This window comes from Streptomyces sp. NBC_00239 (assembly GCF_036194065.1).
Taxonomy (GTDB): domain Bacteria; phylum Actinomycetota; class Actinomycetes; order Streptomycetales; family Streptomycetaceae; genus Streptomyces.
Window position 1 is genome coordinate 1,212,087 of the sequence record NZ_CP108095.1, and the last position, 23,125, is coordinate 1,235,211.

Sequence of the window (23,125 nt, forward strand, 5' to 3'; positions counted from 1 at the left end):
TGCGCGGCGGCGGAACACCCCGCCGATGGCCGGAGGGATGGGGCAGAGCGGGAATGTGGCGGTGGGGACGTCGGCGCCGGACATGTGCCGCCCTCGCGAACGGCCTGGAGATACCGCAGCCGTTCGACCTCGGCGCGTTCTGCGACCTGATCGCCGAACAGCGCGGGCGGCCGCTGGTGCTGCTTCCCCTGGAGGGGCCCGGCAGCGAGGACCTGCCGTGCGGGGTCTGGCTCGGCCTCGACACCGCCGACCTGGTCTTCTACGACGCCACCGCGCCGGACATCCTGCGGGTGCACATCGTGCTCCACGAGATCGCCCACATGCTGCTCGGGCACGTCGCCCCCGAACTGGACCTGTCCGAGGACCCCACCAAAGAGGAACTCGACACCGCCGCCGCCCACTTCGGCCGCCTGCTGGCCCGAGCCGACGGCGCCATCGACGGCGCGGACCGCCCCGACCTCCCGATCGCCGGGATCGTACGGGCCGAGTCCGCCCGGATCCGGGCCGCGGCCGCCGCCGCCCGCCCCTCCGACGCCGAACTCGGCCTGTCCGCCGACCGGATCGTGCACCTCCTCGGCCGCACCAAGTACTCCAGCCGCGAGGAGCAGGAGGCCGAGACCGTCGCCACCCTCATCCTGGAACGGGCCAGCCGGCGCAGCGAGATCGAGGCCACCTCCGACGACGCCGCAGAAGTACTCAACCGCCTCAACGACACCTTCGGCCACCCGGTACGGAACGAATGAACACCTTCAAACTCGTCATCGCCGTCCTGCTGTGGATCGTGACGTTCTGGCGTCTGCCGGCCGCGGTCCGGCGGCCCCAACAGCGTTCGACGTGGTTGGCGTTCACCGGTCTGGCGATCGCGACCACCATCGCGATCCCGCCGATCGCCCTGGCCATCGACACGGGCACCGGGATCAACGACCTCTGCGTGCTGATCAAGAACGTGATCGGGGTCGGCGCCTGCGCGGCGGTCCTCGACCTCGTCATCGCCATGGCCCGGCCCGATCTGCTGCGCAGGTCACGCCGGTTCATCGCGGCCGGCAGCGCCGCCGCGGCGACCCTGCTGACCGTGCTGTTCCTCCAGGTGCCGCGGCAGGTGCGGGTGGACAACTTCTACGAGGGCCACGCGGCCTCCCACGCGGCGACCGGGTACTGCCTGACCTTCGTGGCGTATCTGGCCCTGGCCACCGCCTTCGGCTCGTGGCTCTGCCTGGGCTACGGGCGCAAGTCGGGCCGCAGCTTCCTCCGCGCCGGCCTGCAGATCCTCGGCTTCGGCCTCGCGGTCGGCACCGTGTACAGCCTGTTCCGCACCAGCCACCTGTCCGCCCGGCTGCTGGACCTGCCGTTCCCGATGGCCGAGGCCACGGCCCAGTACACCGCCGACACCATCGAGTACGCCGCGATCTTCCTGATCATCATCGGCAACTCCCTGGCCCCGCTGGGCGCGCTGGTGCGCGCCGGACGCGACTGGCGCAGCCTGCGGGCGATCCGGCCGCTGTGGACCTCGCTCACCTCGGCCGTGCCGGACATCGTGCTCGGCACCCGGGTGCGGCGCGGCCCGCGGATCCGGCTGCACCGGGTGGTGATCGAGATCCGGGACGCGGCCCTCGTGCTCTCCCCGTACGCTGACGCCGGCACCCGCGAGCGCGCCCGGGCCGCCGCCCGGCGGACGGGGCTGGCCGGCGAGGCGCTGGAGACCGCGGCGCAGGCGCTGTGGTTGCGCGCCGCGGCCGAGGCCCGGGCCCGCGGCGCGGCGCCCGCCCCGGCCGAGGAGCCCGCCGCCCAGGCCTCGGACGGTCTGGACTTCGAGGCGGAGGTGGCGCGGCTGCGGCAGCTCACGGCGTTCTACCACTCGCCGGCCGCCGAGGCCTTCGCCGCCGGAATCCACGAGGAGCCCGGCGCCGAAGCCGGGGCCGGCGCCACGGCAGCCGGAGCCGCAGCGGACCGGGCGGGGCTCGTATGAACACGGCGGCCGTGCGGATCACCGACGTGCTGGAACCCAAGAACTGGCTGATCGTGGTGACGCTGCTGATCGGCTGGCACGCGGACGGATGGGCCGGGGTCGGCTGGGGACTGGTGGCCGGAGTGTTCTGCGCCGTGCTGCCCGCGCTGTGGATCGCCTGGGGCCGGCGCAAGGGCTGGTGGGGCGACCGGCACGTGCGACGGCGCCAGGACCGGCTGGTCGTGCTCCCGGGGATCCTGGCCTCGGTGGCCGCCGGGATCTGCCTGATCGTGCTGCTCGACGGGCCCTTCGAACTGGTCGCCCTGATCGCCGCGATGCTGGTCGCGCTGGTGGTCTTCCTGGGCGTCACCACCGTATGGAAGATCTCGTTCCATACGGCGGTTCCGGCCGGGGCGATCACGGTGGCGGCCGTGGCCTTCGGGGCCTGGGCGCTGGTCGCGGTCCCGCTGCTCGCCTTGATCGGCTGGTCCCGGGTGGTGCTGCGGGACCACACCCCGGCTCAGGTCTGCGCGGGAGCCCTGCTGGGCGCCCCGATCGCCGGCTTCGTCTTCACGGGACTGAACTGAGCCGACCGCTCGGGATCAGGGGGTGAACACCTGGTCCAGGGTGTCGATGGCGGCGTCGGCGCCGAGGTGGTACTTGAAGACCAGACCCGAGTTGGGGTGGGCCTCCAGCCAGTCCAGGAACTCCTGGACGCCGATCTTCTGGTTCTCGGTGCTCGTCACGATCGGGTTGGTGACGGTGATGTGCGCGGCCTGGTCGAGCGGGATGAAGGTCTCCACGCCGATCGTCTCGAACGGGGCGCCGTCCGAGTCGGGGGTGCCGCAGCCCCAGTTGCCGTGCTTGACGATGAGGCTGAGGAAGCCGCCCTCGGGGGTGTAGCGGTAGACCGCGATCTCGTCCGGCGAGATCGGCATCTTGTGGTCGCAGGTCGCGCCGGGGGCGGGGGCCTTCGTCTCGGCCGGCTTGGGGGCGGACGGCGCGGGCTTCTTCGCCGGCGTCTTCGCGGGCCCCGGCGTCGCCTTGGCGGAAGCGGTGGCGGGCGTGGCGGGCGTGCCGGGCGTGGCCGGGGCGGTGGTGGCGGTCCCGGCGCCGGGAGCGCCGGGTCCGGCGGGCGGCTGGGCGTTGTCCTCGCCGTTGTCGCAGGCGGTGAGCGCGAGGGCGCCGCACAGGGCCAGGGCGGCGGCAAGGGTGCGTCTGTGAGCCATGTTCCGTCTCCTCCGTGATGAGTCGGCGCAAACGTAGCGTGCCCGGAACTCGATGGAGAACGGCCGGATCCCGTTCGTCACACAGCCGGGATCACGCTGTTGCCCCGTGCGGAAATCAGCCGCCCGGCACGGATCCCAGCAGCACGCTGCCGAGCGGGGTGATGGTGTGCAGGACCGCTCCGCCGCGCCGGTTGGTGGTGATCAGGTTGGCGTTGCGCAGCACGGTCGCGTGCTGGCTCGCGGCGGCCGGGGTGACCCCGAGCCGGCGGGCCAGTTCGGTGGTGTTGCAGCCGTGCACGGTGGCGCGCAGCGCGGCCGCGCGGGTGCGGCCGAGGAGGGCGCCGAGTGCCTGCTCGGGCGGCCCGCCGGCGTCCCACAGCCGGGCCGCGGACGCCGGGTCGGTGACGGTCGGGACGAGCAGGACGGGGGTGGCCTGCTCGTCGAAGGGGTCCTGGAGCAGTTGGACTTCGCGCCACGTGAACACCGTCGGTACGAGGAGCAGGCCGCGCCCGCCCAGGTGCACGTCGGCGTCCCGCGGGAAGGCCACCTCCAGGACCGGCGGCCGCCAGCGCGCCAGCGGTACGCACAGGGTCTCCAGCACCCGTTCGACGCCGCCGTCGAGGAGGGTGCGGGCGAAGTCGGAGCGTACGGCGTCCAGGTGGGCGCCCGCCCGGCTCCAGTAGGGGGCGACGGTGGTGCCGTGGCAGGCCTTGAGGGCGTGGGCGACCTGCTCCCGCACCTCGCGCTCACCGTCGGCGAACCGGCGCGCCCAGGCGGCGTGCCGCGGGGCGAAGCGGACGTCTTCGAGTTCCTTGCGCATCCGCTCGGCGGGCACGGCCATCAGGTTGTCCACGGCCTCGTCGATGTCTTCGGTGTCCCCGGCGAGCGTGAAGAAGTCCAGCCCGGGGCTCGCCTGCGGCATCAGTGCCAGCAGCGGGCGGACCTCCGCGCCGAGCTTGCGCACCACCGAGGCGCGCCAGGGGTGGAACGGCACGGCGCGGTCGGGGCACCCGAGCATGGCCAGGCCGTGGTAGGTCTCGGCGGCGGCGCCCGCGGTGGTGCCGACCCGGGTGCGGGACAGGTCCTCCGCCGTGAAATGGATCCGTATCACCCTGGTCTCCCCGTGGGTTCTTGATCCCTGAGTGTGAGGCCCCGGAGCGCGCCCGTCTACGGGGGATTCAGCCCAGGCTTAAGGGGGCTGTGCGGGGGCCGGCGGCGGGCGCATGGTGGTCACCGGCGCGAGCGCGCCGGCCTGACGGGACCGCTGCCCGCCCCACGGGGGTGGGCGGGCGGCGGTCCGGACCGACACGTCCGGGAATGGCCGATTCCGCCCAAGTGACCTGCACGGCAAGGGTTTTCCCTGCTTCCCATCCCCGGCACCGGTCTGACATCTTGCGTTCACCCCTTTATTCACACGGCCCGGCGGCGTCTCGGCACCCCCGGGCTTTCGGAGGACGCATTGATACCCCACATATTCAGTCGGCTTCGAACCTCTGCCGTGGCGGTCACCGCCCTGGGCGCCTCGCTGGCCCTCGCGAACCCCGCCGCGTTCGCGGACACCGCCCCGCTGGCCCCGGCCGCGGCCGCGCCGATGGCCCGTTCCGCCGCGGCGCCCACGGCCGGCTGGGCCGCCGGCACCCGCGCCTACCTGGTCATCACCGCCCCCGGTGACACCACGGCCGTCCGTACCGCGATCACGAACAACAGCGGCACGGTCTTCGCGAGCTACGACGCGATCGGCGTGATCGTCGCCCACTCCGCGTCCGCGGGCTTCGCGGCCACGCTGCGCGGCGTCAGCGGTGTGCAGCAGGTCGGCGCGACCCGTACCTCCGACGTCCCGGCGGACGCGTACAACCCGGCGCTGCCGGCGAACCCCGCGCAGTCGGCGACCACCCTCACCGAGTCCAACCGCTGGGACATGACCCAGATCAAGGCCGACCAGGCCTGGGCCGTGACCACCGGTTCCGCCTCGGTCAAGGTCGGCATCCTCGACACGGGCGTGGACGACCAGCACCAGGACATCGCCCCGAACTTCAACGCGGCCGACTCGGCGTCCTGCGCCTACGGCAAGGCGGACACCCGCGCGGGCGCCTGGCGTGACGTCGGCACCCACGGCACGCACGTCGCGGGCACCGTCGCCGCCTCCAAGAACGGCAAGGGCGTCATCGGTGTCGCGCCCGGCGTGAAGATCTCCTCGGTCCGCATCGCCGAGCCGGGCAGCAGCCTCTTCTTCGCCGAGAACACCGTCTGCGGCTTCATGTGGGCCGGTGACCACGGCTTCAAGGTCACCAACAACAGCTACTACACCGACCCGTGGCAGTTCAACTGCCCGGACAACGTGGACCAGGCCGCCATCATCGAGGGTGTCCGCCGCGCCCAGGCGTACGCCGAGGGCAAGGGCTCGCTCCAGGTCGCCGCCGCCGGCAACAGCAACCTCGACCTGGCGAACAAGACCACGGACACCGAGTCCCCCAACGACTCGACCCCGGTCACCCGCACCATCACCAACGCCTGCCTCGACATCCCGACCGAGCTGCCCGGCGTCGTGACGGTCGCCGCCATGGGCAACGGCAACGTGAAGGCCTCGTACTCGAACTACGGCAACGGGGTCATCGACATCGCGGCCCCCGGCGGCGACGGCGCCTCCGGTGTCTACTCCACCCTCCCGGGCGGCAAGTACGGCAACATGAACGGCACCTCGATGGCGTCCCCGCACGTCGCCGGTGTCGCCGCGCTCATCGCCAGCGTGAACCCGACGTTCACCCCGGCGGACATCCGTGCGGCCCTGGGCACCCAGGCCAACGACACCGCGTGCCCGTCCGACACCCGCTGCAAGGGCACCACGACGAAGAACGGCTTCTTCGGCGAGGGCCAGACCGACGCGCTGAAGGCGGTCGGCGGCAGCACCCCGCCCCCCGGCAAGTACTTCGAGACGACCACGGACGTGACCGTCGCGGACAACGCCACGGTCGAGAGCCCGATCGCGGTCACCGGTGTCACGGGCAACGCCCCGGCCACCCTCAAGGTGGGCGTGGACATCAAGCACACCTACCGCGGTGACCTGGTGGTCTCGCTGGTCGCCCCGGACGGCTCCGTGTACCTGCTGGAGGACTTCGCCAACAGCGACAGCGCGGACAACGTGGCCAAGACGTACACCGTGAACGCCTCCTCCGAGGTCGCCAACGGCACGTGGAAGCTGCGCGTCCAGGACATCGCCTCGCAGGACACCGGCAAGATCGACGCCTGGAACCTGACCTTCTAGGTCAGGTCCGCCCCCCACAGGCCGCACCGCACACCCCCCACAGCACCGCCCCTGGTACCCGCCCTTGTCGGCCGGGTCCCGGGGGCGGTGTCTTTGCACGGGCGGTCGATCTCCCCACGTGCGCCGACGGAGGCCGCCCCGCCCGCCGTACGCAGCAGCGGACGGCCTGGTACTTCGGTCGGGAGCGGTGGGCCTCAGGGGTGACGGAGGCGGCGGAATCGGTCATCTCACGGTCCCCACCCCGGGGTTGGGGGCCGGCCGGGCGCGGGCGGCGGCCGGGTTCGCCTAGCCTCGTGTCATGAATAGCAGCAACGACACCGTCCGGCTCGGCGGCCTGGAACTGCTCCGCGCCATCATCGAGGGCCGGATCCCGCAGCCCCCGATGTCGCACACGCTCGGCTTCCGACTGGTTTCCGCCGAACCCGGCACGGCGGTCTTCGAGGGCGAGACCGGCGAATACCTCTACAACCCGATGGGGACCGTGCACGGCGGATACTTCGCCACGCTCCTGGACTCGGCGCTCGGCTGCGCGGTCCTCTCCCGGCTGCCCGCGGGCACGGGCTACACGACGGCCCAGCTCAACGTGAACCTGATCCGCCCGGCCACCGCCGCGACGGGCAAGCTCCGGGCCATCGGCACCTCGATCCACGTGGGCCGCACGATCGGCATCGCCGAGGCCCAGCTGATCGGCATCGAGGACGGCAAGCTTTACGCGCACGCCACCACGACCTGCGCGATCTTCCCCGCTGCCGCTGACGCCGCCTCCTCCTGAGACCGGGGGCTGCCGAGACCGGCGGCTCCGGAGTCCGACCGCCCTGAGGCCGACCGCTCCTGGGTCCGACGGCTCACGGCTCCGAGCCCTCTCCCACCCGTCCGCCCCCACCCCGCCCAGCCGGGTGCCGCCTCAGGCGCCCGGCCGGGCGCGCGCGCCGGCGCGGGTGCGGCCCGCGGACGGCGCCCGTCTCGGGTGCCTGCGCAGGTACTCCTCCTCCAGCACGGCCATCCGCCGGCTGTGGGTCTCCAGAGCCTCGTCGGAGCCGTGCAGCAGGGTCTCGTGCCGGGTCCGGTGGATCGCCTCCAGCTCCTTGATCAACCGGTCCTCCGCGAGCTCTTCCGGTGGTACGCCTTCGTAGTGGGCGGGCATCGCCGACTCCTCCCGGGATCCGTCTCCCCGCTCCAAGTCTGTCCCTCCGGTACGGGCCCGGCCATCCGGGCCGCACCGGCGGCCCGCTAGCGTGTGCGACGCCCGGAAGAGGATGCGACGGATCCGCATGCGAAAAGTGCGGCGGTTTTCTGTTATCGGGCGGGCGCCCTGGGGTCTCCCAGGTGTTGGGCAACATCGTCGTCCGGACAGGCAGGGTTGATCGGAACATGGGTACGCAGCAGGGAACGGCACTGGTCGTGGCCGCGCAGAGCGGCGACATGCGGGCACAGGACGCGCTCGTCGCCTCCTACCTTCCGCTGGTCTACAACGTGGTCGGGCGGGCCCTGAACGGGCATGCCGACACCGACGACGTGGTGCAGGACACCATGCTGCGGGCCCTGGACGGCCTGGGCGGCCTGCGGACCCCGGAGAGCTTCCGGTCCTGGCTCGTGGCCATCGCCATGAACCGGGTACGGGCCCACTGGCAGGACCGCCAGGCCCGCCAGGCGGCCACCGGCGCGGCCCCGCTGGACACCGCGTACGACGTCGCCGACCCGGGCGCGGACTTCGTGGACCTGACCGCGGTCCGGCTGAACCTGTCCGGCCAGCGGCTGGAGACGGCCGAGGCCACCCGCTGGCTGGAGCCCGAGGACCAGGCGCTGCTGTCCCTGTGGTGGCTGGAGTGCGCCGGCGAGCTGACCCGGCAGGAGGTGGCGGCGGCGCTGGAGCTGTCCCCGCAGCACGCCGCGGTGCGGGTGCAGCGGATGAAGGCGCAGCTGGAGTCGGCGCGGGTGGTGGTACGGGCCGTGCAGGCGCAGCCGCCGTGCCAGGCGCTGCACACGGGCCTGGAGACCTGGGACGGCGCCCCGAGCGCGCTGTGGCGCAAGCGAATAGCCCGGCACGCCCGGGACTGCGTCCGCTGTTCGGGGCTGTGGAGCGGCATGTACCCGGCCGAGGGTCTGCTGGCGGGTCTGGCGCTGCTGGCTCCGACGGCCGCGCTGCTCGCCGCGACCCGCGAGTCGGCCGCCGCGGGCCTGACCTCGGTGGCGTACGGGACTCCCGCTCCGGCGGGCGGCGGGCTCGCGGGGGGATCCCGGGTGGCGCGGCGCCGGAGCCGGCAGCGGCACGGCCGTCGCCGTGCGGTCGCGGCCGGGGCGGTCGCGGTGGTCGCGGTGTCGGGCGGCGCCTTCTACCTGTTCGGCGGGGACGGCGGCGACGGCGCGGACCGGGCCCGGCCGCTCGCCGCTCCGGCCTCGCCCGCGGCGACCCTGTCGCAGTCACCCTCGCCCAGCGCGTCCGCCTCGCCGTCCGCGTCGGCGAAGCCGTCCGCTTCACCTTCGCCGAGCGTGACCCGGTCGCCCAGCCCGTCGGCGACGACCCGCAAGCCGACGCCGACGCCGAAGCCCACGAAGGCGGCGCCGAAGCCGAGACCGTCGGCCACCCGTGCGACCGGCGGCAGCGGGGGCGCGTCCGGCACCGCCGGGCAGGTCGTCGCCCTGGTCAACAAGGAGCGGGCGGCGGCCGGCTGCGGCCCGCTGACCTCGAACTCGAAGCTCGCGGCGGCCGCTCAGGGGCATTCGGACGACATGGCGGCCCGCGACTACTTCGACCACACGAACCCGGACGGTGACGGGCCCGGCGAGCGCATCACGGCCGCGGGCTACCGCTGGTCGACGTACGGCGAGAACATCGCGCGGGGACAGCAGACCGCTTCGGACGTCATGAACTCGTGGATGAACAGCTCGGGCCACCGCGCGAACATCCTCAACTGTTCGTTCAAGGAGATCGGCGTGGGCATCCACCAGGGGTCGGGCGGCCCCTGGTGGACGCAGGCCTTCGGCGCGCGCTGACGGGGCCGCCCGCGGGACCGGGCCGGCGCGGCCCGTCCCGCAGCGGCGGGGCCGGTGTCAGACCTCCAGCTGGGCTTCGATGGCCTTCAGCTGGTGGCGGGCCATCGCAAGGTTGGCGCGTCCCTTGTCCAGGGCGAGGTAGAGGAAGAGGCCGTTGGCGCTGCGGCCCTTGAGCAGCCGGATCAGGTGGTACTGGCTGCCGAGGGTGATCAGGATGTCCTCGATCTCGTCGTTGAGCTTGAGCATCTCCATGGTGCGGACCTTGGCGCGCACCACGTCGGTGTTGCCCGCGGCGGCGAGGTTGAGGTCGAGTTCCTTGCCGCCGCCGACCATGCCGAGGGCCATGCCGCTGGTGTAGTCGACGAGGGCGGCACCGAGCGTGCCTTCGATGGTGGTCATCGCTTCTTTGAGAGCGGTTTCGGTGTTCGCCATGAGGGGTTTCGTCCTTTTCTGGTGTCGCGTCGTGCGAAGCGCGAAGGCGCCTTCGGTCGTGTGGTCGCGGCCGGTGCGGTCGCGGTCGGTGCGCGTGGTCCGGGTCAGGTCGCGCGGCGGGCGAGTGCCTCGTCCACGAGTTCGCCGATGCGGACGCTGGAGCGGCGGGCCTCCAGGTGGAGGCGGCCGACGTTGATGCGCGGTTCGGCCAGCAGGGTCAGCACGGCGGAGCTGCCGGCGGCGTAGGTCGCCACGTATCCGTGGTCGCCGCGGACCAGCAGCTCGCGGAAGCCGCCCTGCCCGGTTATGTCGGTCAGGCGCTGGGCGACGCCGAGCGCGGAGGCGGTCAGCGCGGCGACGCTCTCGGCCTCGCCGGCCGGGGTCTCGCGCGCAAGGACCAGGCCGTCCACGCTGGCGGCGAGTGCGCCGGTCAGTTGCGGCAGCCGTGCTCTTAAGCGGCGGAGCTCACCGAGCACTTCAGGCTCTGCCGTCATCAGCTGTCTCCTTTCGTTGTGGCTCCGGTTCGCCGGCCTCCCGGTGCGCTGGCGCATCGGGAGCCTCATGACGGTCTACGCGGGGCCCGGCCGGTGGAACGGGGGAAGAGCAGGGTCACAGGGTTGCCTCCAAGGCGTCACGGAGCCGACGGAGCAGGGCGATGTCCGGGGAGGCGACCTGCGTTACCCAGCCGGGCAGGGCGGACGGTGGTACGGGGGTGGGGTCGTGAGGCGTCTCGACCAGGCCGGTGGCGGCGAGCCGGCGTACTTCCAGCAACGTGTGGAACGCGGAGCGGCCCAGCTCCCAGGCGAGGGCCGCCGGCGTGCGCACCCCGTCGGCCTTGCGCAGCAGGGCGCGCTGGCGCGGGGTGACGGTCTGGCCGGGGGCCGCCCGGCGGGGCACGACGGGGGCGGCGTCGAGCGCCGGGTAGGGCCAGACCGTGTCGAGGAGTTCGCGCCTGCGTATCGTCTCGCGTTCGACGGCGTCGGCCGACACGGAGCGCAGGGAGCCGATCCAGTGGGTGGCGCCGCGGCGGAACCGGGTGGGGCCGCTGCCCGGTGCGAGGGCGAAGAAGGCGGCGTCGAAGACCGCGCCGAGGTGGCAGATCTCCAGTTCGCCGCCGCCGACCCGGCCGCTCTCGACGAGGAACCGGCCGACCTGGCGGCGGGCTCCGGCCCGGTCGACGGCCTCCTGCCAGCCGGCGAGCGGCAGCCGTCCGCCGGCGGTGAGGAGGACGTCGAGGCCGGGGGTCGCGGGGCTTTCGGCGTGCACGACCCGGCCGTTCTCCAGGAAGAGGGTGCCGTGGTCGCGCAGCAGGGCTCCGGTGGCGCGTTCCTCCGCGAGTCTGAGCAGCATCGGGGAGACGGCGACCGCCGTGTGGACGCTCATCCCAGGACCAGCTCCCCGGCGAGGTCGCGCAGGCGGATGCGGGCGAGCGCGAGGTTTCCCTCGGTGCGGTCGAGCCAGAGGTGGAGGAAGACGCTGCTGTCGAAGCTGGTCTCCACGAAGCGCAGGACGTGGTAGCCGGTGCGGGTGGTGACGATGACGTCTTCGAGGGGCGGGCCCTGGGGGCCGGGCGGGGCGTCGGGGTCCGTGGCGGACGTGCCGGGCGCAGTGGCGGGCCCGGGTGCGAAGGATTCGTATTCGGCCGCGGCACGGGCCAGTTCGGCGGTTTCGGCGGCGGTGGTCTCGTGGTCGCCGACGGGCGATTCTCCGGCCGTGCCGAGCGCCAGGCCGCTGCTCCAGTCCACCAGTGCGGCACCGAGGGCGCCGGGCACCGCCATGGCCTCGGACAGGCATTCATCGATCCCGGGCACGCGGGCTCCCCTCCCTGCCGACCGTGCGAGTACGCGGTACGCGTGACGGCGACGACACAGCACGCTACTCAACATCTGTGGGGAGGAAGTGTGTTCGGGCACATTCCATCGGAACATGCCGAAAAACAGCGGCAGGCGGCCGGAAGAAGATCTTCCGCCCGCCTGAGCTGACCGTTCGGTGACCGGTCACGATCATTGCCGACCGCCCGGGACCGGTCGACGCAGGTCCGCGGGCCCCGCCGGCTCAGATCTCGATGATGATCTTTCCGGCGGCGTGGCCGGTCTGGCTGAGTTCGAACGCGTCGGCGAGTTCGGCCAGCGGGAAGGTGCGGGCCACGGGGACGGTCAGCTGCCCCTGGTCGGCGAGCCGGCCGAGCTCTTCCAGGTCGCTGCCGACCGGGCGCACCCACATCCACTGGCCGCCCGCGCCGAGCACGGTGTGGTCGGCGATGGAGGCGTGCCGGCCGCCGTCGCGGAGCACTGCGAGGGTGACGTCGAGGACCCCGCCGACGAAGTCGGCGACGACGCCGACGCCCTCGGGGACGAGTTCACGCACCCGGTCGGTGAGGCCTTCTCCGTACTGCACGGGTTCGGCGCCGAGTTCGCGCACCCGGTCGTGGTTGCGCGGGGAGGCGGTGCCGATCACCCGGGCGCCGAGGGCGCGGGCGATCTGCACGCCGAGCGAGCCCACTCCGCCGGCCGCGCCGTGCACGAGCACCGTGTCGTCCTCGCCGACGCCCAGGCGGGTGAGCAGCTGGTAGGCGGTGAGTCCGGCGAGCGGCAGGCCGGCGGCCTGGTCCCAGCTCAGCGAGGCGGGCTTGTGGGCGAGCGAGCGGACGGGGACGGTGACGTACTCGGCGAAGGTGCCGCCGTGCACGTAGTCCTTGCGCGCGTAAGCGAAGACCTCGTCGCCCACCGAGAACTCGGGGGTGTCGATGCCGTTGGCCTCGACGGTGCCGGCCACGTCCCAGCCGGGGACGACCGGGAACACCACGTCCATCAGCCCGTCGAGGTGGCCGCCCATGATCTTCCAGTCGACCGGGTTGACGGCCGCCCGCCGGACCTTGACGAGCAGTTCCCCGGGGCCGTACTTCGGGCGCGGCAGCCGGGTCTCCTCGAGTACGCCGTTCTCACCGTACGACGCGTACGCCATGGCCCGCATGGTGTCCTCGGACATGATTCCCGGCCTCCTGTGCCCTGGTGTCTGACTCGCGGCGACCAGCCAACCACACCGGCCGCCGGGTCCCCGCGAGGCGTGGCGGGGACCGGGCGAACACCCTTCCCCGGCCTACGCCTTCCGCCCGGCCAGCGCCCCCCGCCTGCGCCGTCGGGCCCCGCCTACGCCTTCCGCTTCGTCCGCAGCACGCAGTCCCCGCAGAGGCCGGCGCCCTCCACCCGGTAGTACAGGCAGCAGCTGTTGCGTACGAAGGCGAAGCCGAGGCCCTCCTCGTGGACGAACGTGCCGGACCCGGCGAGCGGTCCGGCCTCCAGCAGGGCGGCGACCAGCGGCACCGGCGGGTACGGGGTCCGCGGCAGCCGACCGGTCAGCACCCGCAGGGCGCCCACCAGCGCGGACGCCGAATTGCCGCGCAGCACCTTCGGGGAGAGCCCGTAGCCGGCCCGCACGGACGCGTCGAGGACCCGCAGGTTGCCTTCGATCAGGGCGTCGAAACCGGCTGCCGCCGGGCCGGGCACCGCCCGCGGCGCGGGCAGGGCCAGCTGGAGCGAGCCGCCGCGCGGCAGCCGCCACCGCACCCGGTCGGGTGCCAGGTCCGGGACCCGGCCGCCGAGCGCGGCGGCGCCGAGGGCCAGCGACCACAGCCGGGAGGCGATGCCGAGCTGGGCGGTGGAGGCGGCGACCCGGTCCGGCCCGGTGCCGATGCGCCGGCCGACCTCCGCGACGTACCCGCCGAGTCCGGCGCCGTACAGCTCGCTCAGCGGCCGGAACCCGCCGGGCCCGGCATCTCCCTCGGCCGGGGCCTGCGGGTCGGCGGTGAAGAACGGGCCGACGGCCGCCAGTTCGCTCATGATCTCTTCCACCGCGCCAGTATCGCCCCCGCCCCCGGGCCCCTCCCCGGCCCCTCCCGGGTCCTACCCGTCCAGCTGCGCCCGGGCACTGTCCAGGAGCATCTCCAGGACCACCGGATAGGCGCTGTCCTTCATGCGCGCGGCGAGCAGCGGGGCGGTGGCCGCGATGTGCGGGTAGGTCTCGGCGGGCAGCCGGGCGTAGGTGGTCTCCCACATCTCCTCGTCGGCGGCGCGCGCCTCCGCCGCCAGGGCCAGGGCGCCCGCGTCCAGGGCCGCGAAGGCCAGGCTCTGGTCGATGAAGGCGTGGTAGATCCGCACCGCGGCCGGGTCGGGGAAGCCCGCGGTGCGCAGCACTCCGAGGACCGCCTCGTCCGCGGCGATCTCCCGGGGCCGCCCGGTGACGCGGCTGGCGGTGAGGACGGCCGCCTGGGGGTGGGCGAGGTAGGCGCGGTGGATGCGCAGACCCAGGTCGCGCAGGTCGCGGCGCCAGTCGCCGGTGGCCGTCCAGCCGTCGAGGGCCCGCCCGGTCAGCTCCGCCCCGATGGCTCGGGTCAGCTCGTCCATGCCCGCGAAGTAGCGGTAGAGGGTGCTCGGGTCGGCGCCGAGGGCCGCGCCCAGCCGCCGGGCGCTGAGGCCCGCGCTGCCGTGCTCGCGCAGCATCCGCAGCGCGGTCTCGACGATCAGGGCCTCGGAGAGCACGGTCCCGCCGCGCGTGGGACGGCGCCGCCTGCGCGCCTCCTCGGGCACCACCTGCTTGGCCATGTTCGCGCCTCCTCCGCCTGGGGTCCGCCGGCGGTCCGCCGACCGGGCGAGCTTATGCCAACACCATTGACGTTATCTCGGCGGCGCGGGTTTCATCGCCTGGCAGGGCCCCGGGCGATCCGGGCGCCCGTCCCCCCGTCTCCTCCCTGTCTCCACGGAAGAGGGTTCTGCCATGCGCGTCCTCCTGATCGGTGCCGGCGGCGTCGGCACCGCGATCACCCGGATCGCGGCCCGCCGGTCGTTCTTCACCCGCTTCACGGTCGCCGACTACGAGCTGTCGCGCGCCGAGGCCGCCGCGGCCTCGGCCGGCGGCCCCGGGGCGGCGGACACCCGCTTCGACGCGTGCCGCCTCGACGCGTCCGACGAGGCGGCCGTGACCGCGTTCCTCACCGGGGGCCGGTACGACGTCCTGGTCAACGGCACCGATCCGCGGTTCGTACTGCCGCTGTTCCGCGCCGCGCTGGCGGCCGGCACCCACTACCTCGACATGGCGATGTCCCTGTCGTACCCGCACCCGGAGCGCCCGTACGAGCTCACCGGCGTCAAGCTGGGCGACGCGCAGTTCGAGCTGGCCGCCCAGTGGGAGAAGTCCGGGCGCCTCGCGCTGTGCGGCATGGGCGTGGAGCCGGGCCTCTCCGACGTCTTCGCCCGCTACGCGGCGGACGAGCTGTTCGACGAGATCGAGGAGGTCGGCATCCGCGACGGCGCGAACCTGACCGTCGAGGGCTACGACTTCGCCCCCTCCTTCAACATCTGGACCACCATCGAGGAGTGTCTGAACCCGCCGGTGGTCTACGAGGCGGACCGCGGCTGGTTCACGACGGAGCCGTTCAGCGAGCCCGAGGTCTTCGACTTCCCCGAGGGCATCGGCCCGGTCGAGTGCGTGAACGTCGAGCACGAGGAGGTGCTGCTGGTCCCCCGCTGGGTGGACGCCAAGCGGGTGACGTTCAAGTACGGTCTGGGCGCCGACTTCATCGACAAGCTGAAGACCCTGCACGCCCTGGGCCTGGACCGCACCGAGCCGGTCACCGTGCGGACCGACGGGGGCCCGGCCCGGGTGTCGCCGCGCGACGTGGTCGCGGCGGCGCTCCCGGACCCGGCCACGCTGGGCGACCGGATGACCGGCAAGACGTGCGCCGGCACCTGGGTGAAGGGCGTCAAGGACGGCCGCCCGCGCGAGGTGTACCTCTACCACGTGGTCGACAACCAGTGGTCGATGCGCGAGTACGGCTCCCAGGCCGTCGTCTGGCAGACGGCCGTGAACCCGGTGGTCGCGCTGGAGCTGCTCGCGAACGGCGGCTGGGACGGGGCCGGTGTCCTCGGCCCGGAGGCCCTCCCGCCCCGCCCCTTCCTGGACCTGCTCACCGCGTACGGATCCCCGTGGGGCGTCCGCGAACAGTGACGGCGTGCGCCGGTGTCCGTCAGCCGGCGGCGGGCACCCCGGCCCCGGGCGGCGTGGGCGTCCCGGCGGGCGGAGCGGCGGCGGGCGGGGCCGGCGGGTACGGGATCGCGGCCAGGACCGGGATCAGGGACTCCTCCTCGTAGTCGAGGTGCGCGCGCAGTTCCCCTGACATCCGGTCGAGGTCCGCGAGGAAACGGCCGGGGTCGGCGGTGGTGACGCGGCCGAGCAGGTCGAGCAGGTCGGTCCTGATCCGGGCCACCGTCCGGTGCTCCTCCCGCAGCCGCGCCAGCGGCCCGGCGAGGTGCGGATGCTCCGCCGCGAGGGCGGGGAACACGTGGGCGTCCTCGGCGGTGTGGTGGAAGCCCAGCGATTCGCAGAACGCCAGGCAGTGCTGGCGCAGCTGGAGCCCGAGGCCGGGCCCCGGCACGTGCCCCTCGCCCCGGTGGGCGGCCCGTTCGGCGAAGTGGGCCGCGGCCTCCTCGCGTACGTGGCCGAGCTGGGCCCGCAGCCAGGAGTGGATCTCGATCAGCTTCTCGGCCATGTTCGACGGCGCGGCGGGCGCTTCGCCGGGCGGCGGGCCGGTGCGCTCCAGCACGACGACGGGCAGGGTGCGGGTGGTCTGCCGCTGGTAGTCGCCGTAGCCGGGCTGGGCTTCTACGACCTGCCGGAACAGCCGGTCGCGGCGCTCCCCCTCGGCGGGCACGGCGACGGCTTCGAACTCCTCGGTGCCCAGCTCCACGCGGACCATCGGGTGGGCGAGGAGGTTGTGGTACCAGGCGGGGTGCCGGGGCGCGCCGCCCGCCGACCCGATGACGGTCAGCAGTCCGCCGATGCGGACGTATCCGAGGGGGACCGTGCGCTCGTCACCCGAGCGGGCGCCGACGGTGGTCAGGAGCAGCAGGTCGCCGCCCTCGAAGGGGCCGCCGACCCGGCCGCCACGGGCGCGGAATTCGTCGATGACGCCCTGATTGAACGCGGCGAACGTGTCGGAGCCGGCAGGGGTGGATTCGGAAGAAGGCATGGCTGTGAAACTCTCCGGGCAGGTGTGGGAAAACGCGGAAACGCGTGACGCCGAATGCGTCATGGCGGAATGCGTGAAGGCGCGCCGGAATGCGCGAGCCCCTGCCGGGAACAGAAAACGGCGAATCCCTGCGCACGGTCGGCAAAGACCGTCACGGCGCGACGAACACGGCCCGGAGCGGGCCGGAACACGCGGGAGCGCTCACGCAGGAAGGGAACAGGGGCGGCGCACGGAGGCGCTCGGGTCAGACGCGCAAAGCGGAGTGTGAACTCATGACATCGCCCCTTTGTGAAGGATGCTCGCCCGGCGGTCGGCCTGCCCATTACTTTCCGGCCGACGCCACGCGGCATCGCCCCCATTACAACCACCGCGCCGCGCGCTGTCAACACGGACTTCCGCCGGGCCGGTCGCGCGCGGCGCGTTCCGCGCGGGTTTCCCTATGCCCCGTCATACGCCTTCTGCAGCGCGGAGATATCGAGCTTCTTCATCTTCAGCATGGCCGCCGTCGCACGGGCGGCCCGCTCCTGGTCCTCGTCCGCGATCATGTCGATGAGCGCGCGGGGCACGACCTGCCAGCAGACCCCGTACCTGTCCTTCAGCCATCCGCAGGCGAGCTCCTGCCCGCCGTCCGCGGTGAGCGCGTCCCAGTAGCGGTCGATCTCCTCCTGGTCCGCGCAGTGGATCTGGAAGGAGACGGCCTCGTTGAAGGTGAACTGGGGTCCGCCGTTGAGGGCGACGAAATCCTGGCCGTTGATCGTGAATTCCACCGTCACGACGGATCCGGCCGGGCCGGGACCCGCGTCGGTGTAGCGGACGGTCCGGCCGAGGGCGGAATTCCCGAAGACCGACACGTAGTGGCGTGCGGCCTCTTCGGCCTGCGTGTCGAACCACAGGTACGTGGTGAAACCGCCGGTGGAATTCTCGGTGGACATGACTGCCTCCTCGCGTTCGGGCCGCCGCACCGGTCATGCGTACGCGGTCGGCAGGTGCGGTCATACAGGCAGAGAACGGCCGGGTGGCGGAAACTCATCGGCGGCCCCCTCGGATGGCTCATGAATCCGCCCGGCACCGGTCGCCCGGCGGGGCGTGCCGCCCTCTGTCCGGCGGCACGGATAGCGGACAGTCCGCTCCGCTGAGGAGGTCGATTTCCGGCCAGGGCCCGCGTTGGAGAGGATGGGGCCATGACCGAGATCTACACCCCCCGTCTTCTGCTCCGCCGCTGGCGCGAGGAGGACCTGGTCGCCATGGCCGAGATCGATGCCGACCCCGAGGTCATGCAGTGGGTCGGCGACGGCTCGGTGCGGGATCTGGAGGAGACCGCCGAGGCGATCGAACGGTGGGAGGAGGAGTGGGACGACGAGGGCTTCGGGCTGTTCGCCGTCGAGCTCCTCGGCTCGGGCGAGCTGGCCGGGCTGACCGGGCTTTCGGTGCCGCACCACCTCCCCGAGTTCAGCCACGAGGTGGACCTCCGCTGGCGGCTCGGCCGGCCCTTCTGGGGCCAGGGGTACGCCTCCGAGGCCGCGCAGGCCTCGCTGGAGTTCGCCCTCCAGGACCGTGGCCTGGAGCACGTGATCAGCGTCTTCCGGCCACAGGACACCGCGTCCGGGAACGTCGCGCGCAAGCTCGGCATGACGCTGGAGCGCGAGACCGTCCACCCCCGGTACGGACACCCGCTCTGGGTCCACGGCATCGACCTCACGGAGTACACGGGGTAACCGGCCCCGCCGCTCCCACCCCTCCACAGCCTCATCGCAGCGCACCCGTAGGACGGCCCCGCACGGCCTCGCACCATCCCGCACCGCAGGAACGAGGAAACGACGCATGACCATCGAGTGGCGTTACACGACCCAGCAGGGGCTGGGAGTCCTCTCGCTGGCCGGATATCTCGGCCCCGATGCCACGGCACGGTTCACCGGGGCGGTGGGCTGGGCTCTCGCACGCGGCACCGGGCCCGTCGTGCTCGACCTGACCGAGCTGCGGGGCTGGTCCGCGGGCGGCCGGACGGCGGTGGCCGAGGCCGCCCGGCGGCTCGCGGACGGCGGCCGGGCGCTGGAGCTGGCAGCGGTCCCGTCCGACGGGGCCCACGTGCCGCAGGACGGCTCCCACCCGCCGATTCCCGTGCACGGCGACCTCGCGGCCGCGCTCGCCCGGCACGGCGAGCCGGCGGGCGAGGCCCGCGAGTGGCGTACGGACGACTGGCCCGCCGACCGCTAGTGCCGGCCGGCAGGGTTTGCCGGGGGCCGGTGAACCTTGCCGGTCACAGCGCTGGAAAACCCTTTCGCCCGGCCGGGGCGGGGTCCGTACGCTCGCGGCATGGGCAGACCTCTTGTCGCGATCCTCAGCGGCGCCGGCATCTCGACCGACTCCGGAATCCCCGACTACCGCGGGCCGAACGGGCTGTGGCGGCGTGAGCCGGGCGCCGAGAAGCTGGTCACGTACGACGCGTACATGGCCGATCCCGCGGTGCGCCGCGCCTCCTGGCAGATGCGCCGCGAGGTGGACGCGCTCGCGGCCCGGCCCAACGCGGCGCACCTGGCCGTGGCCGGGCTGGAGCGTGCCGGGGTCCCGGTGCGGGTGCTCACCCAGAACGTGGACGGCCTGCACCAGCTCGCCGGCCTGTCCGCGCGCAAGGTCCTGGAGCTGCACGGCACGGCCCGCGCCGTGACCTGCACCCGCTGCCACGTGCGGTCCCCGATGGGAGAGGCACTGGACCGGGTGGCCGCGGGCGAGGCCGATCCGGCGTGCCTCGCGTGCGGCGGGGTGCTGAAGTCCGCGACCGTCATGTTCGGCGAGCGGCTGGATCCCGAGGTGCTGGGCCGGGCGATGGCCGTGGCGAAGGGCTGCCAGGTCTTCATCGCGGTGGGTACGACCCTCCAGGTGCAGCCCGCCGCCTCGCTCGCGGGGCTGGCGGCGGACCACGGGGCGCGGCTGATCATCGTGAACGCCGACCCGACTCCGTACGACGACCGGGCGGCGGAGGTGGTCCGGGAGCCGATCGGGACGGCGCTGCCGGACCTGCTCGCCCGGCTCGCCGGGGAGTCCTGAGGCGGGTCAGACCGTGACGCGCGACGCGACCAGGAGGTCGGCGGAGTCGGCCCCCCGTTCCTTGGTGTCGTCGTTGATGAACACGAACGACTCGACCGGCACCCCGCGCTCGGCGCTGAGCTGCGCGGCCAGCTCCTGGAGGACCACGGTCTCCAGGACCACGCGCGTCGCCTCGGCGCACGTGGGCAGCCGGACGGGGAACAGGTGCTCGGCGGGCGCCACCGCGGCGGTGCTGACGAGCAGGGTGCAGTGGCCGGCCCCGGACAGGGCGCGGGCGAGCTGGATCTCGCGACCCGCGCCGATCACCACGTGCAGGGTGTTGCCCGCGGATTCCATCTCGCCGTGCAGGTAGTTCCGGGTGGCGGAGGCCGCCGCGGTCATGCGGACCACCTCGCGCAGCAGCAGAGCGCCTTCCTCGGCGGCGGCCCGGGAGGCGCCGGAGGCGACGACGTCGGCGGCGAAGCAGCAGGCGGCAGCGGCCCGCATCGCCCCGATGGCCTCGGCGGCCTGCCGGCGGACCGCCCTGGCCCGCCCGGCGATGCCCCGCCAGGGGTCGTCCTGCGCGGGCCGGCCGGTGAGGGCGCCGGTGATCAGGTCGAGCGCCACCAGCGTGCCCGTGTAGCCGATGGTCGAGGCGTGCGAGTCGGGTTCGTTGCCGAGGTCGACGGCGAGGTCGGCGAGTTTCCCGAGCGGCGACGGCAGCACGTTGAGCACGGCGGTCTTCATCACGCCGGGCGCGTGGCGGAAGGCGGCGAGGGTCTCGGAGCTGCGGCCGCCCTGCGAGATGGCGATCAGGGCGTCGGTGTCGAAGCCCTTCGCGCCGTCCTCGATCTCGCTGGACAGCACGCGTTGGCTGACCACACCGCGGTCGCGCAACTGCTGGACCGGCAGGGCGAGGGCCGCGTACGAGGCTCCGATGCCCGTGAACAGCGGGCGGCGGACGGTCCTCAGGCGGTCCATGGCGGGGTCGGCGAGCGAGCGGCGGACCCGGCCGGCGATGCGCTCGAGGGCGGCGCCCTGCTCGGCCTGGCCCTGGACGAAGGTGATGCGGGATCCGGACATGCGGGTTCCTTTCGGTCAGGACTTCGGTCGGGACCTGGTGCGTTCCGGCCGGACGGGCGCGCGGACCGCGTGGACCACATGGCCGAATATGCCCCCGTCCCAGGCTCCGGACCCCTCTGCCCGCACGCCGGCCGGCGCCGCGGACGGGTTCAGCCCGCCGGTACGGTCTCCAGGAACGCCAGCAGCGCCTCGTTGAACCGGGCCGGCTGTTCGGCGCCCGGCAGATGGCCCGCTTCCTCGATGACCACGAGGGCGGCCTGCGGGACGAGTTCGTGCAGCGCGCGGGCCTCGGTGACCGGGGTGTACGCGTCGTCGGCCCCGACCACGATCAGCGCCGGCGCCTTCAGGAGCGCCAACGAGGCCCGGTAGTCCGGGCGTTCGGCTCGGCCGCGCAGGGCCGCGGCCGCCCCCTCGGGCGCGGTGCTCTTCATCATGCCGAGTACGTGCGCGGCGACTTCGGGCTGTCCGGTGACGTGGTAGGGGGCGATCATCTTGCCGATGACCTCGTCCGCGTAGCCGTCCATGCCCTCGGCGAGCAGGCGTTCGGCGAGGGCGGCGCGGAAGGCCTTGCCCTCGGGGGTCTCGGCCACCGGCGAGGTGTCCGACAGGACGAGGGCCAACACCCGCTCGGGGTGGGCGAGATGGAACTCCATGGCGATCTGCCCGCCCATGGACACCCCGCCGACCACGGCCCGCGGTACGCCCAAGTGGTCGAGGAGCGCGGCGAGATCGGCGGCGAACTCGGCGAGCAGGGTCTTTCCGGGGACGACCTCGCTCTCGCCGTACCCGCGCAGGTCGGGGAGGATCACCCGGTGTCCGGCGGCCGTGAGGGCCGCCGCCTGCGGGGCCCACAGGCTGCGGTTGAAGGGGTGCCCGTGCACGAGCAGCACGGGCAGGCCGTCGGCCGGTCCGAGGTCGTCGTAGCGGAGGGTGGCGCCGTTGGCGGTAAAGGAGTTCATGCGATCACCCTACGTGCGGCTCCGCACACCGTCAGGTGATATGCGCGGGCGCGGCGCGCGCGTTCAGTCGAGGAAGGCGGGGGCCAGTGCCGAGTCCATGAGCCGGCGGGCGCTGCCGCCGCCGTCGGCGGGTACGGCGTACAGGTCGGCCCCGAAGTCGCCGGGCAGGGAGTAGACGACGGTGTCGTTGCCGCGCCACACGGCCTGGTCGTCGATGGTCCGCCGTTCGGCCACCGGGTGCCCGGTCAGGTCGGCGAGGTCGAGGACGTACAGCCGCCAGGGGGCGTCGGCGGGCAGGCCCGGCACCCGCTTCTTGTAGGCGATCCGCCGCTCGTCGGGCGACAGCGACGGGCATTCGACGTTCTCGGCGAGGGTGGTCACGGTGCGCCGCGCCATGTCTCCGCGCACCAGGTAGGTCTTCTTCTTCGTGCCGAGGGTGGCGTAGAAGTGCCGGTCGTCGGCGGAGAAGGTGACACCCCAGAAGTTGGCGTCCGCGGACCGGTACGGCGCGCCGTCGCGCAGGATCGCGTACGACTCCAGGCTGGCGGTGAGACGGCCGGTGCGGGTGTCGAGGACCGAGGTGCGGGTCGAGAAGTCGGTGCCCGCGTACGAGTCGCCGCCGACGAAGACCGTCCATGCCGCGAACCGGCCGCTCGGCGAGACGCGGGCGCGGGTCGGGATGCCGGCGAGGGGGTGGCGGGAGCGTTCCTTGAGCCCGGCGTCGAGGACGACCGCCCGGTAGCCGTCCTGGACGGCGCTCTTGACGGACTGCAGGCAGACGCCGGTGCCGGCGGCCGAGTGGAAGCGCAGGCAGTGCACGCCGGAGGCGGTACGGGCGCCGCCCGGGGCGGCGGCCGGGACCGTGGCGAGCTCGTCGCGGTGCGGCCCCCAGGCCATGTTGCGGAACACGATCCGGCGGCCGCCGCCGTCGGCCGCCAGTGACACCGGCCCGCGGGCGACCCGCGGGCCGCCCGCCTGCGTGCGGTTCTTCTCCTCGGCGCGGTCCGCGGCCCGCAGGACGGCGACGCCGGCCACCGCGGCCAGGACGAGGACGGCGGCGAGCAGGGCCAGCAGCCGGAGGCGGGAGCTCATGCGGGTCCTTTCGGGTCGTGCGGCGGACGGGACGCTCGGGTGCCGGTGGGGCGGTCGCCGGGTGGTGGCCGGTGTGGCGGC

Annotated in this window: 25 protein-coding genes; 10 read left to right on the plus strand and 15 right to left on the minus strand. The window is 73.5% G+C overall.

Annotated elements, in window-relative coordinates:
* Positions 1 to 53: 53 nt before the first annotated feature.
* Genes OG764_RS05355 through OG764_RS05365 form a run of 3 tightly spaced genes read left to right on the plus strand, consistent with a single transcriptional unit; the run spans position 54 to position 2,532 of the window.
* A complete protein-coding gene (locus tag OG764_RS05355; RefSeq protein WP_328967222.1) occupies positions 54 to 743 on the plus strand; it encodes a hypothetical protein in 690 nt (229 codons plus the stop codon).
* Complete coding sequence (locus OG764_RS05360; RefSeq protein ID WP_328967223.1) at positions 740 to 1,966, plus strand: MAB_1171c family putative transporter; 1,227 nt, start codon at positions 740 to 742, stop codon at positions 1,964 to 1,966. The genes OG764_RS05355 and OG764_RS05360 overlap by 4 nt, the downstream gene beginning before the upstream one ends.
* Positions 1,963 to 2,532 (plus strand): hypothetical protein, encoded by a 570-nt coding sequence (locus tag OG764_RS05365; RefSeq protein ID WP_328967224.1) that lies wholly within the window; start codon positions 1,963 to 1,965, stop codon positions 2,530 to 2,532. The genes OG764_RS05360 and OG764_RS05365 overlap by 4 nt, the downstream gene beginning before the upstream one ends.
* A gap of 15 nt (positions 2,533 to 2,547) precedes the next feature.
* Here OG764_RS05365 and OG764_RS05370 read toward each other — a convergent pair whose 3' ends face one another.
* The gene (locus OG764_RS05370; RefSeq protein ID WP_328967225.1) at positions 2,548 to 3,174 is read right to left on the minus strand and encodes an SPOR domain-containing protein; all 627 of its coding nucleotides are present in this window, start codon (positions 3,172 to 3,174) and stop codon (positions 2,548 to 2,550) included.
* A gap of 115 nt (positions 3,175 to 3,289) precedes the next feature.
* Positions 3,290 to 4,285 (minus strand): ArsR/SmtB family transcription factor, encoded by a 996-nt coding sequence (locus tag OG764_RS05375; RefSeq protein WP_328967226.1) that lies wholly within the window; start codon positions 4,283 to 4,285, stop codon positions 3,290 to 3,292.
* A 387-nt stretch (positions 4,286 to 4,672) separates the two neighbouring features.
* Between OG764_RS05375 and OG764_RS05380 the strand changes: the two genes are divergently transcribed.
* Both OG764_RS05380 and OG764_RS05385 read left to right on the plus strand, forming a co-directional pair.
* Entirely contained in the window at positions 4,673 to 6,436 is a 1,764-nt protein-coding gene (locus OG764_RS05380) for a S8 family peptidase (protein ID WP_328967227.1), read from the plus strand.
* Between the two features lie 298 nt (positions 6,437 to 6,734).
* Positions 6,735 to 7,208, plus strand: coding sequence for a PaaI family thioesterase (locus OG764_RS05385; protein ID WP_328967228.1), 474 nt, complete (start codon positions 6,735 to 6,737; stop codon positions 7,206 to 7,208).
* Between the two features lie 132 nt (positions 7,209 to 7,340).
* Here OG764_RS05385 and OG764_RS05390 read toward each other — a convergent pair whose 3' ends face one another.
* A complete protein-coding gene (locus OG764_RS05390; RefSeq protein ID WP_328967229.1) occupies positions 7,341 to 7,580 on the minus strand; it encodes a DUF6158 family protein in 240 nt (79 codons plus the stop codon).
* Positions 7,581 to 7,807: 227 nt separating this feature from the next.
* On the opposite strand from OG764_RS05390, the gene OG764_RS05395 reads away from it, so the two are divergent.
* Positions 7,808 to 9,430 carry a sigma-70 family RNA polymerase sigma factor gene (locus OG764_RS05395; RefSeq protein ID WP_328967230.1) on the plus strand — a complete coding sequence of 541 codons (1,623 nt, stop codon included), beginning with the start codon at positions 7,808 to 7,810 and terminating at the stop codon, positions 9,428 to 9,430.
* 57 nt (positions 9,431 to 9,487) lie between these two features.
* On the opposite strand, the gene OG764_RS05400 is transcribed toward OG764_RS05395, so the two are convergent.
* From OG764_RS05400 to OG764_RS05430, 7 genes are all read right to left on the minus strand, one after another.
* Positions 9,488 to 9,862 (minus strand): hypothetical protein, encoded by a 375-nt coding sequence (locus OG764_RS05400; RefSeq protein WP_328967231.1) that lies wholly within the window; start codon positions 9,860 to 9,862, stop codon positions 9,488 to 9,490.
* 104 nt (positions 9,863 to 9,966) lie between these two features.
* Complete coding sequence (locus OG764_RS05405; RefSeq protein ID WP_328967232.1) at positions 9,967 to 10,356, minus strand: roadblock/LC7 domain-containing protein; 390 nt, start codon at positions 10,354 to 10,356, stop codon at positions 9,967 to 9,969.
* A 115-nt stretch (positions 10,357 to 10,471) separates the two neighbouring features.
* A complete protein-coding gene (locus OG764_RS05410; RefSeq protein ID WP_328967233.1) occupies positions 10,472 to 11,245 on the minus strand; it encodes a transcriptional regulator in 774 nt (257 codons plus the stop codon).
* Entirely contained in the window at positions 11,242 to 11,673 is a 432-nt protein-coding gene (locus OG764_RS05415) for a hypothetical protein (RefSeq protein ID WP_328967234.1), read from the minus strand. The genes OG764_RS05410 and OG764_RS05415 overlap by 4 nt, the downstream gene beginning before the upstream one ends.
* Positions 11,674 to 11,917: 244 nt before the next feature.
* A complete protein-coding gene (locus OG764_RS05420) occupies positions 11,918 to 12,835 on the minus strand; it encodes an NADP-dependent oxidoreductase (protein WP_328972886.1) in 918 nt (305 codons plus the stop codon).
* A 176-nt stretch (positions 12,836 to 13,011) separates the two neighbouring features.
* The gene (locus OG764_RS05425; protein ID WP_328967235.1) at positions 13,012 to 13,713 is read right to left on the minus strand and encodes a (2Fe-2S)-binding protein; all 702 of its coding nucleotides are present in this window, start codon (positions 13,711 to 13,713) and stop codon (positions 13,012 to 13,014) included.
* Between the two features lie 51 nt (positions 13,714 to 13,764).
* The gene (locus OG764_RS05430; protein ID WP_328967236.1) at positions 13,765 to 14,463 is read right to left on the minus strand and encodes a TetR/AcrR family transcriptional regulator; all 699 of its coding nucleotides are present in this window, start codon (positions 14,461 to 14,463) and stop codon (positions 13,765 to 13,767) included.
* Positions 14,464 to 14,635: 172 nt separating this feature from the next.
* On the opposite strand from OG764_RS05430, the gene OG764_RS05435 reads away from it, so the two are divergent.
* Positions 14,636 to 15,865, plus strand: coding sequence for a saccharopine dehydrogenase family protein (locus tag OG764_RS05435; RefSeq protein ID WP_328967237.1), 1,230 nt, complete (start codon positions 14,636 to 14,638; stop codon positions 15,863 to 15,865).
* Positions 15,866 to 15,884: 19 nt separating this feature from the next.
* Here the strand turns inward: OG764_RS05435 and OG764_RS05440 are convergent, their stop codons facing one another.
* Positions 15,885 to 16,886, minus strand: a complete 1,002-nt coding sequence (locus tag OG764_RS05440; protein ID WP_328967238.1) for a nitroreductase/quinone reductase family protein — start codon at positions 16,884 to 16,886, stop codon at positions 15,885 to 15,887.
* Between the two features lie 437 nt (positions 16,887 to 17,323).
* Positions 17,324 to 17,818, minus strand: coding sequence for a VOC family protein (locus OG764_RS05445; protein ID WP_328967239.1), 495 nt, complete (start codon positions 17,816 to 17,818; stop codon positions 17,324 to 17,326).
* Positions 17,819 to 18,067: 249 nt separating this feature from the next.
* Between OG764_RS05445 and OG764_RS05450 the strand changes: the two genes are divergently transcribed.
* From OG764_RS05450 to OG764_RS05460, 3 genes are all read left to right on the plus strand, one after another.
* Positions 18,068 to 18,601, plus strand: a complete 534-nt coding sequence (locus OG764_RS05450) for a GNAT family N-acetyltransferase (RefSeq protein ID WP_328967240.1) — start codon at positions 18,068 to 18,070, stop codon at positions 18,599 to 18,601.
* Positions 18,602 to 18,707: 106 nt separating this feature from the next.
* Positions 18,708 to 19,100: an STAS domain-containing protein gene (locus OG764_RS05455; protein WP_328967241.1), complete on the plus strand. Its 393-nt coding sequence runs from the start codon at positions 18,708 to 18,710 to the stop codon at positions 19,098 to 19,100.
* Between the two features lie 99 nt (positions 19,101 to 19,199).
* Entirely contained in the window at positions 19,200 to 19,931 is a 732-nt protein-coding gene (locus OG764_RS05460; RefSeq protein WP_328967242.1) for an SIR2 family NAD-dependent protein deacylase, read from the plus strand.
* A gap of 6 nt (positions 19,932 to 19,937) precedes the next feature.
* On the opposite strand, the gene OG764_RS05465 is transcribed toward OG764_RS05460, so the two are convergent.
* From OG764_RS05465 to OG764_RS05475, 3 genes are all read right to left on the minus strand, one after another.
* Positions 19,938 to 20,993 (minus strand): SIS domain-containing protein, encoded by a 1,056-nt coding sequence (locus tag OG764_RS05465; protein ID WP_328967243.1) that lies wholly within the window; start codon positions 20,991 to 20,993, stop codon positions 19,938 to 19,940.
* A gap of 149 nt (positions 20,994 to 21,142) precedes the next feature.
* On the minus strand, positions 21,143 to 21,952 hold the full coding sequence (locus OG764_RS05470; RefSeq protein ID WP_328967244.1) for an alpha/beta fold hydrolase: 810 nt from the start codon (positions 21,950 to 21,952) through the stop codon (positions 21,143 to 21,145).
* A 63-nt stretch (positions 21,953 to 22,015) separates the two neighbouring features.
* Positions 22,016 to 23,044: a TolB family protein gene (locus OG764_RS05475; RefSeq protein ID WP_328967245.1), complete on the minus strand. Its 1,029-nt coding sequence runs from the start codon at positions 23,042 to 23,044 to the stop codon at positions 22,016 to 22,018.
* Between the last annotated feature and the right edge of the window lie 81 nt (positions 23,045 to 23,125).

Excerpts from the sequence above, each read along its gene's own strand:
- OG764_RS05355 (WP_328967222.1), top strand. The coding sequence starts at position 54 with ATGTGGCGGTGGGGACGTCGGCGCCGGACATGTGCCGCCCTCGCGAAC.
- OG764_RS05360 (WP_328967223.1), top strand. The coding sequence starts at position 740 with ATGAACACCTTCAAACTCGTCATCGCCGTCCTGCTGTGGATCGTGACG.
- OG764_RS05365 (WP_328967224.1), top strand. The coding sequence starts at position 1,963 with ATGAACACGGCGGCCGTGCGGATCACCGACGTGCTGGAACCCAAGAAC.
- OG764_RS05370 (WP_328967225.1), bottom strand. The coding sequence starts at position 3,174 with ATGGCTCACAGACGCACCCTTGCCGCCGCCCTGGCCCTGTGCGGCGCC.
- OG764_RS05385 (WP_328967228.1), top strand. The coding sequence starts at position 6,735 with ATGAATAGCAGCAACGACACCGTCCGGCTCGGCGGCCTGGAACTGCTC.
- OG764_RS05390 (WP_328967229.1), bottom strand. The coding sequence starts at position 7,580 with ATGCCCGCCCACTACGAAGGCGTACCACCGGAAGAGCTCGCGGAGGAC.
- OG764_RS05395 (WP_328967230.1), top strand. The coding sequence starts at position 7,808 with ATGGGTACGCAGCAGGGAACGGCACTGGTCGTGGCCGCGCAGAGCGGC.
- OG764_RS05400 (WP_328967231.1), bottom strand. The coding sequence starts at position 9,862 with ATGGCGAACACCGAAACCGCTCTCAAAGAAGCGATGACCACCATCGAA.
- OG764_RS05405 (WP_328967232.1), bottom strand. The coding sequence starts at position 10,356 with ATGACGGCAGAGCCTGAAGTGCTCGGTGAGCTCCGCCGCTTAAGAGCA.
- OG764_RS05410 (WP_328967233.1), bottom strand. The coding sequence starts at position 11,245 with ATGAGCGTCCACACGGCGGTCGCCGTCTCCCCGATGCTGCTCAGACTC.
- OG764_RS05420 (WP_328972886.1), bottom strand. The coding sequence starts at position 12,835 with ATGCGGGCCATGGCGTACGCGTCGTACGGTGAGAACGGCGTACTCGAG.
- OG764_RS05430 (WP_328967236.1), bottom strand. The coding sequence starts at position 14,463 with ATGGCCAAGCAGGTGGTGCCCGAGGAGGCGCGCAGGCGGCGCCGTCCC.
- OG764_RS05435 (WP_328967237.1), top strand. The coding sequence starts at position 14,636 with ATGCGCGTCCTCCTGATCGGTGCCGGCGGCGTCGGCACCGCGATCACC.
- OG764_RS05440 (WP_328967238.1), bottom strand. The coding sequence starts at position 16,886 with ATGCCTTCTTCCGAATCCACCCCTGCCGGCTCCGACACGTTCGCCGCG.
- OG764_RS05445 (WP_328967239.1), bottom strand. The coding sequence starts at position 17,818 with ATGTCCACCGAGAATTCCACCGGCGGTTTCACCACGTACCTGTGGTTC.
- OG764_RS05450 (WP_328967240.1), top strand. The coding sequence starts at position 18,068 with ATGACCGAGATCTACACCCCCCGTCTTCTGCTCCGCCGCTGGCGCGAG.
- OG764_RS05455 (WP_328967241.1), top strand. The coding sequence starts at position 18,708 with ATGACCATCGAGTGGCGTTACACGACCCAGCAGGGGCTGGGAGTCCTC.
- OG764_RS05460 (WP_328967242.1), top strand. The coding sequence starts at position 19,200 with ATGGGCAGACCTCTTGTCGCGATCCTCAGCGGCGCCGGCATCTCGACC.
- OG764_RS05465 (WP_328967243.1), bottom strand. The coding sequence starts at position 20,993 with ATGTCCGGATCCCGCATCACCTTCGTCCAGGGCCAGGCCGAGCAGGGC.
- OG764_RS05470 (WP_328967244.1), bottom strand. The coding sequence starts at position 21,952 with ATGAACTCCTTTACCGCCAACGGCGCCACCCTCCGCTACGACGACCTC.
- OG764_RS05475 (WP_328967245.1), bottom strand. The coding sequence starts at position 23,044 with ATGAGCTCCCGCCTCCGGCTGCTGGCCCTGCTCGCCGCCGTCCTCGTC.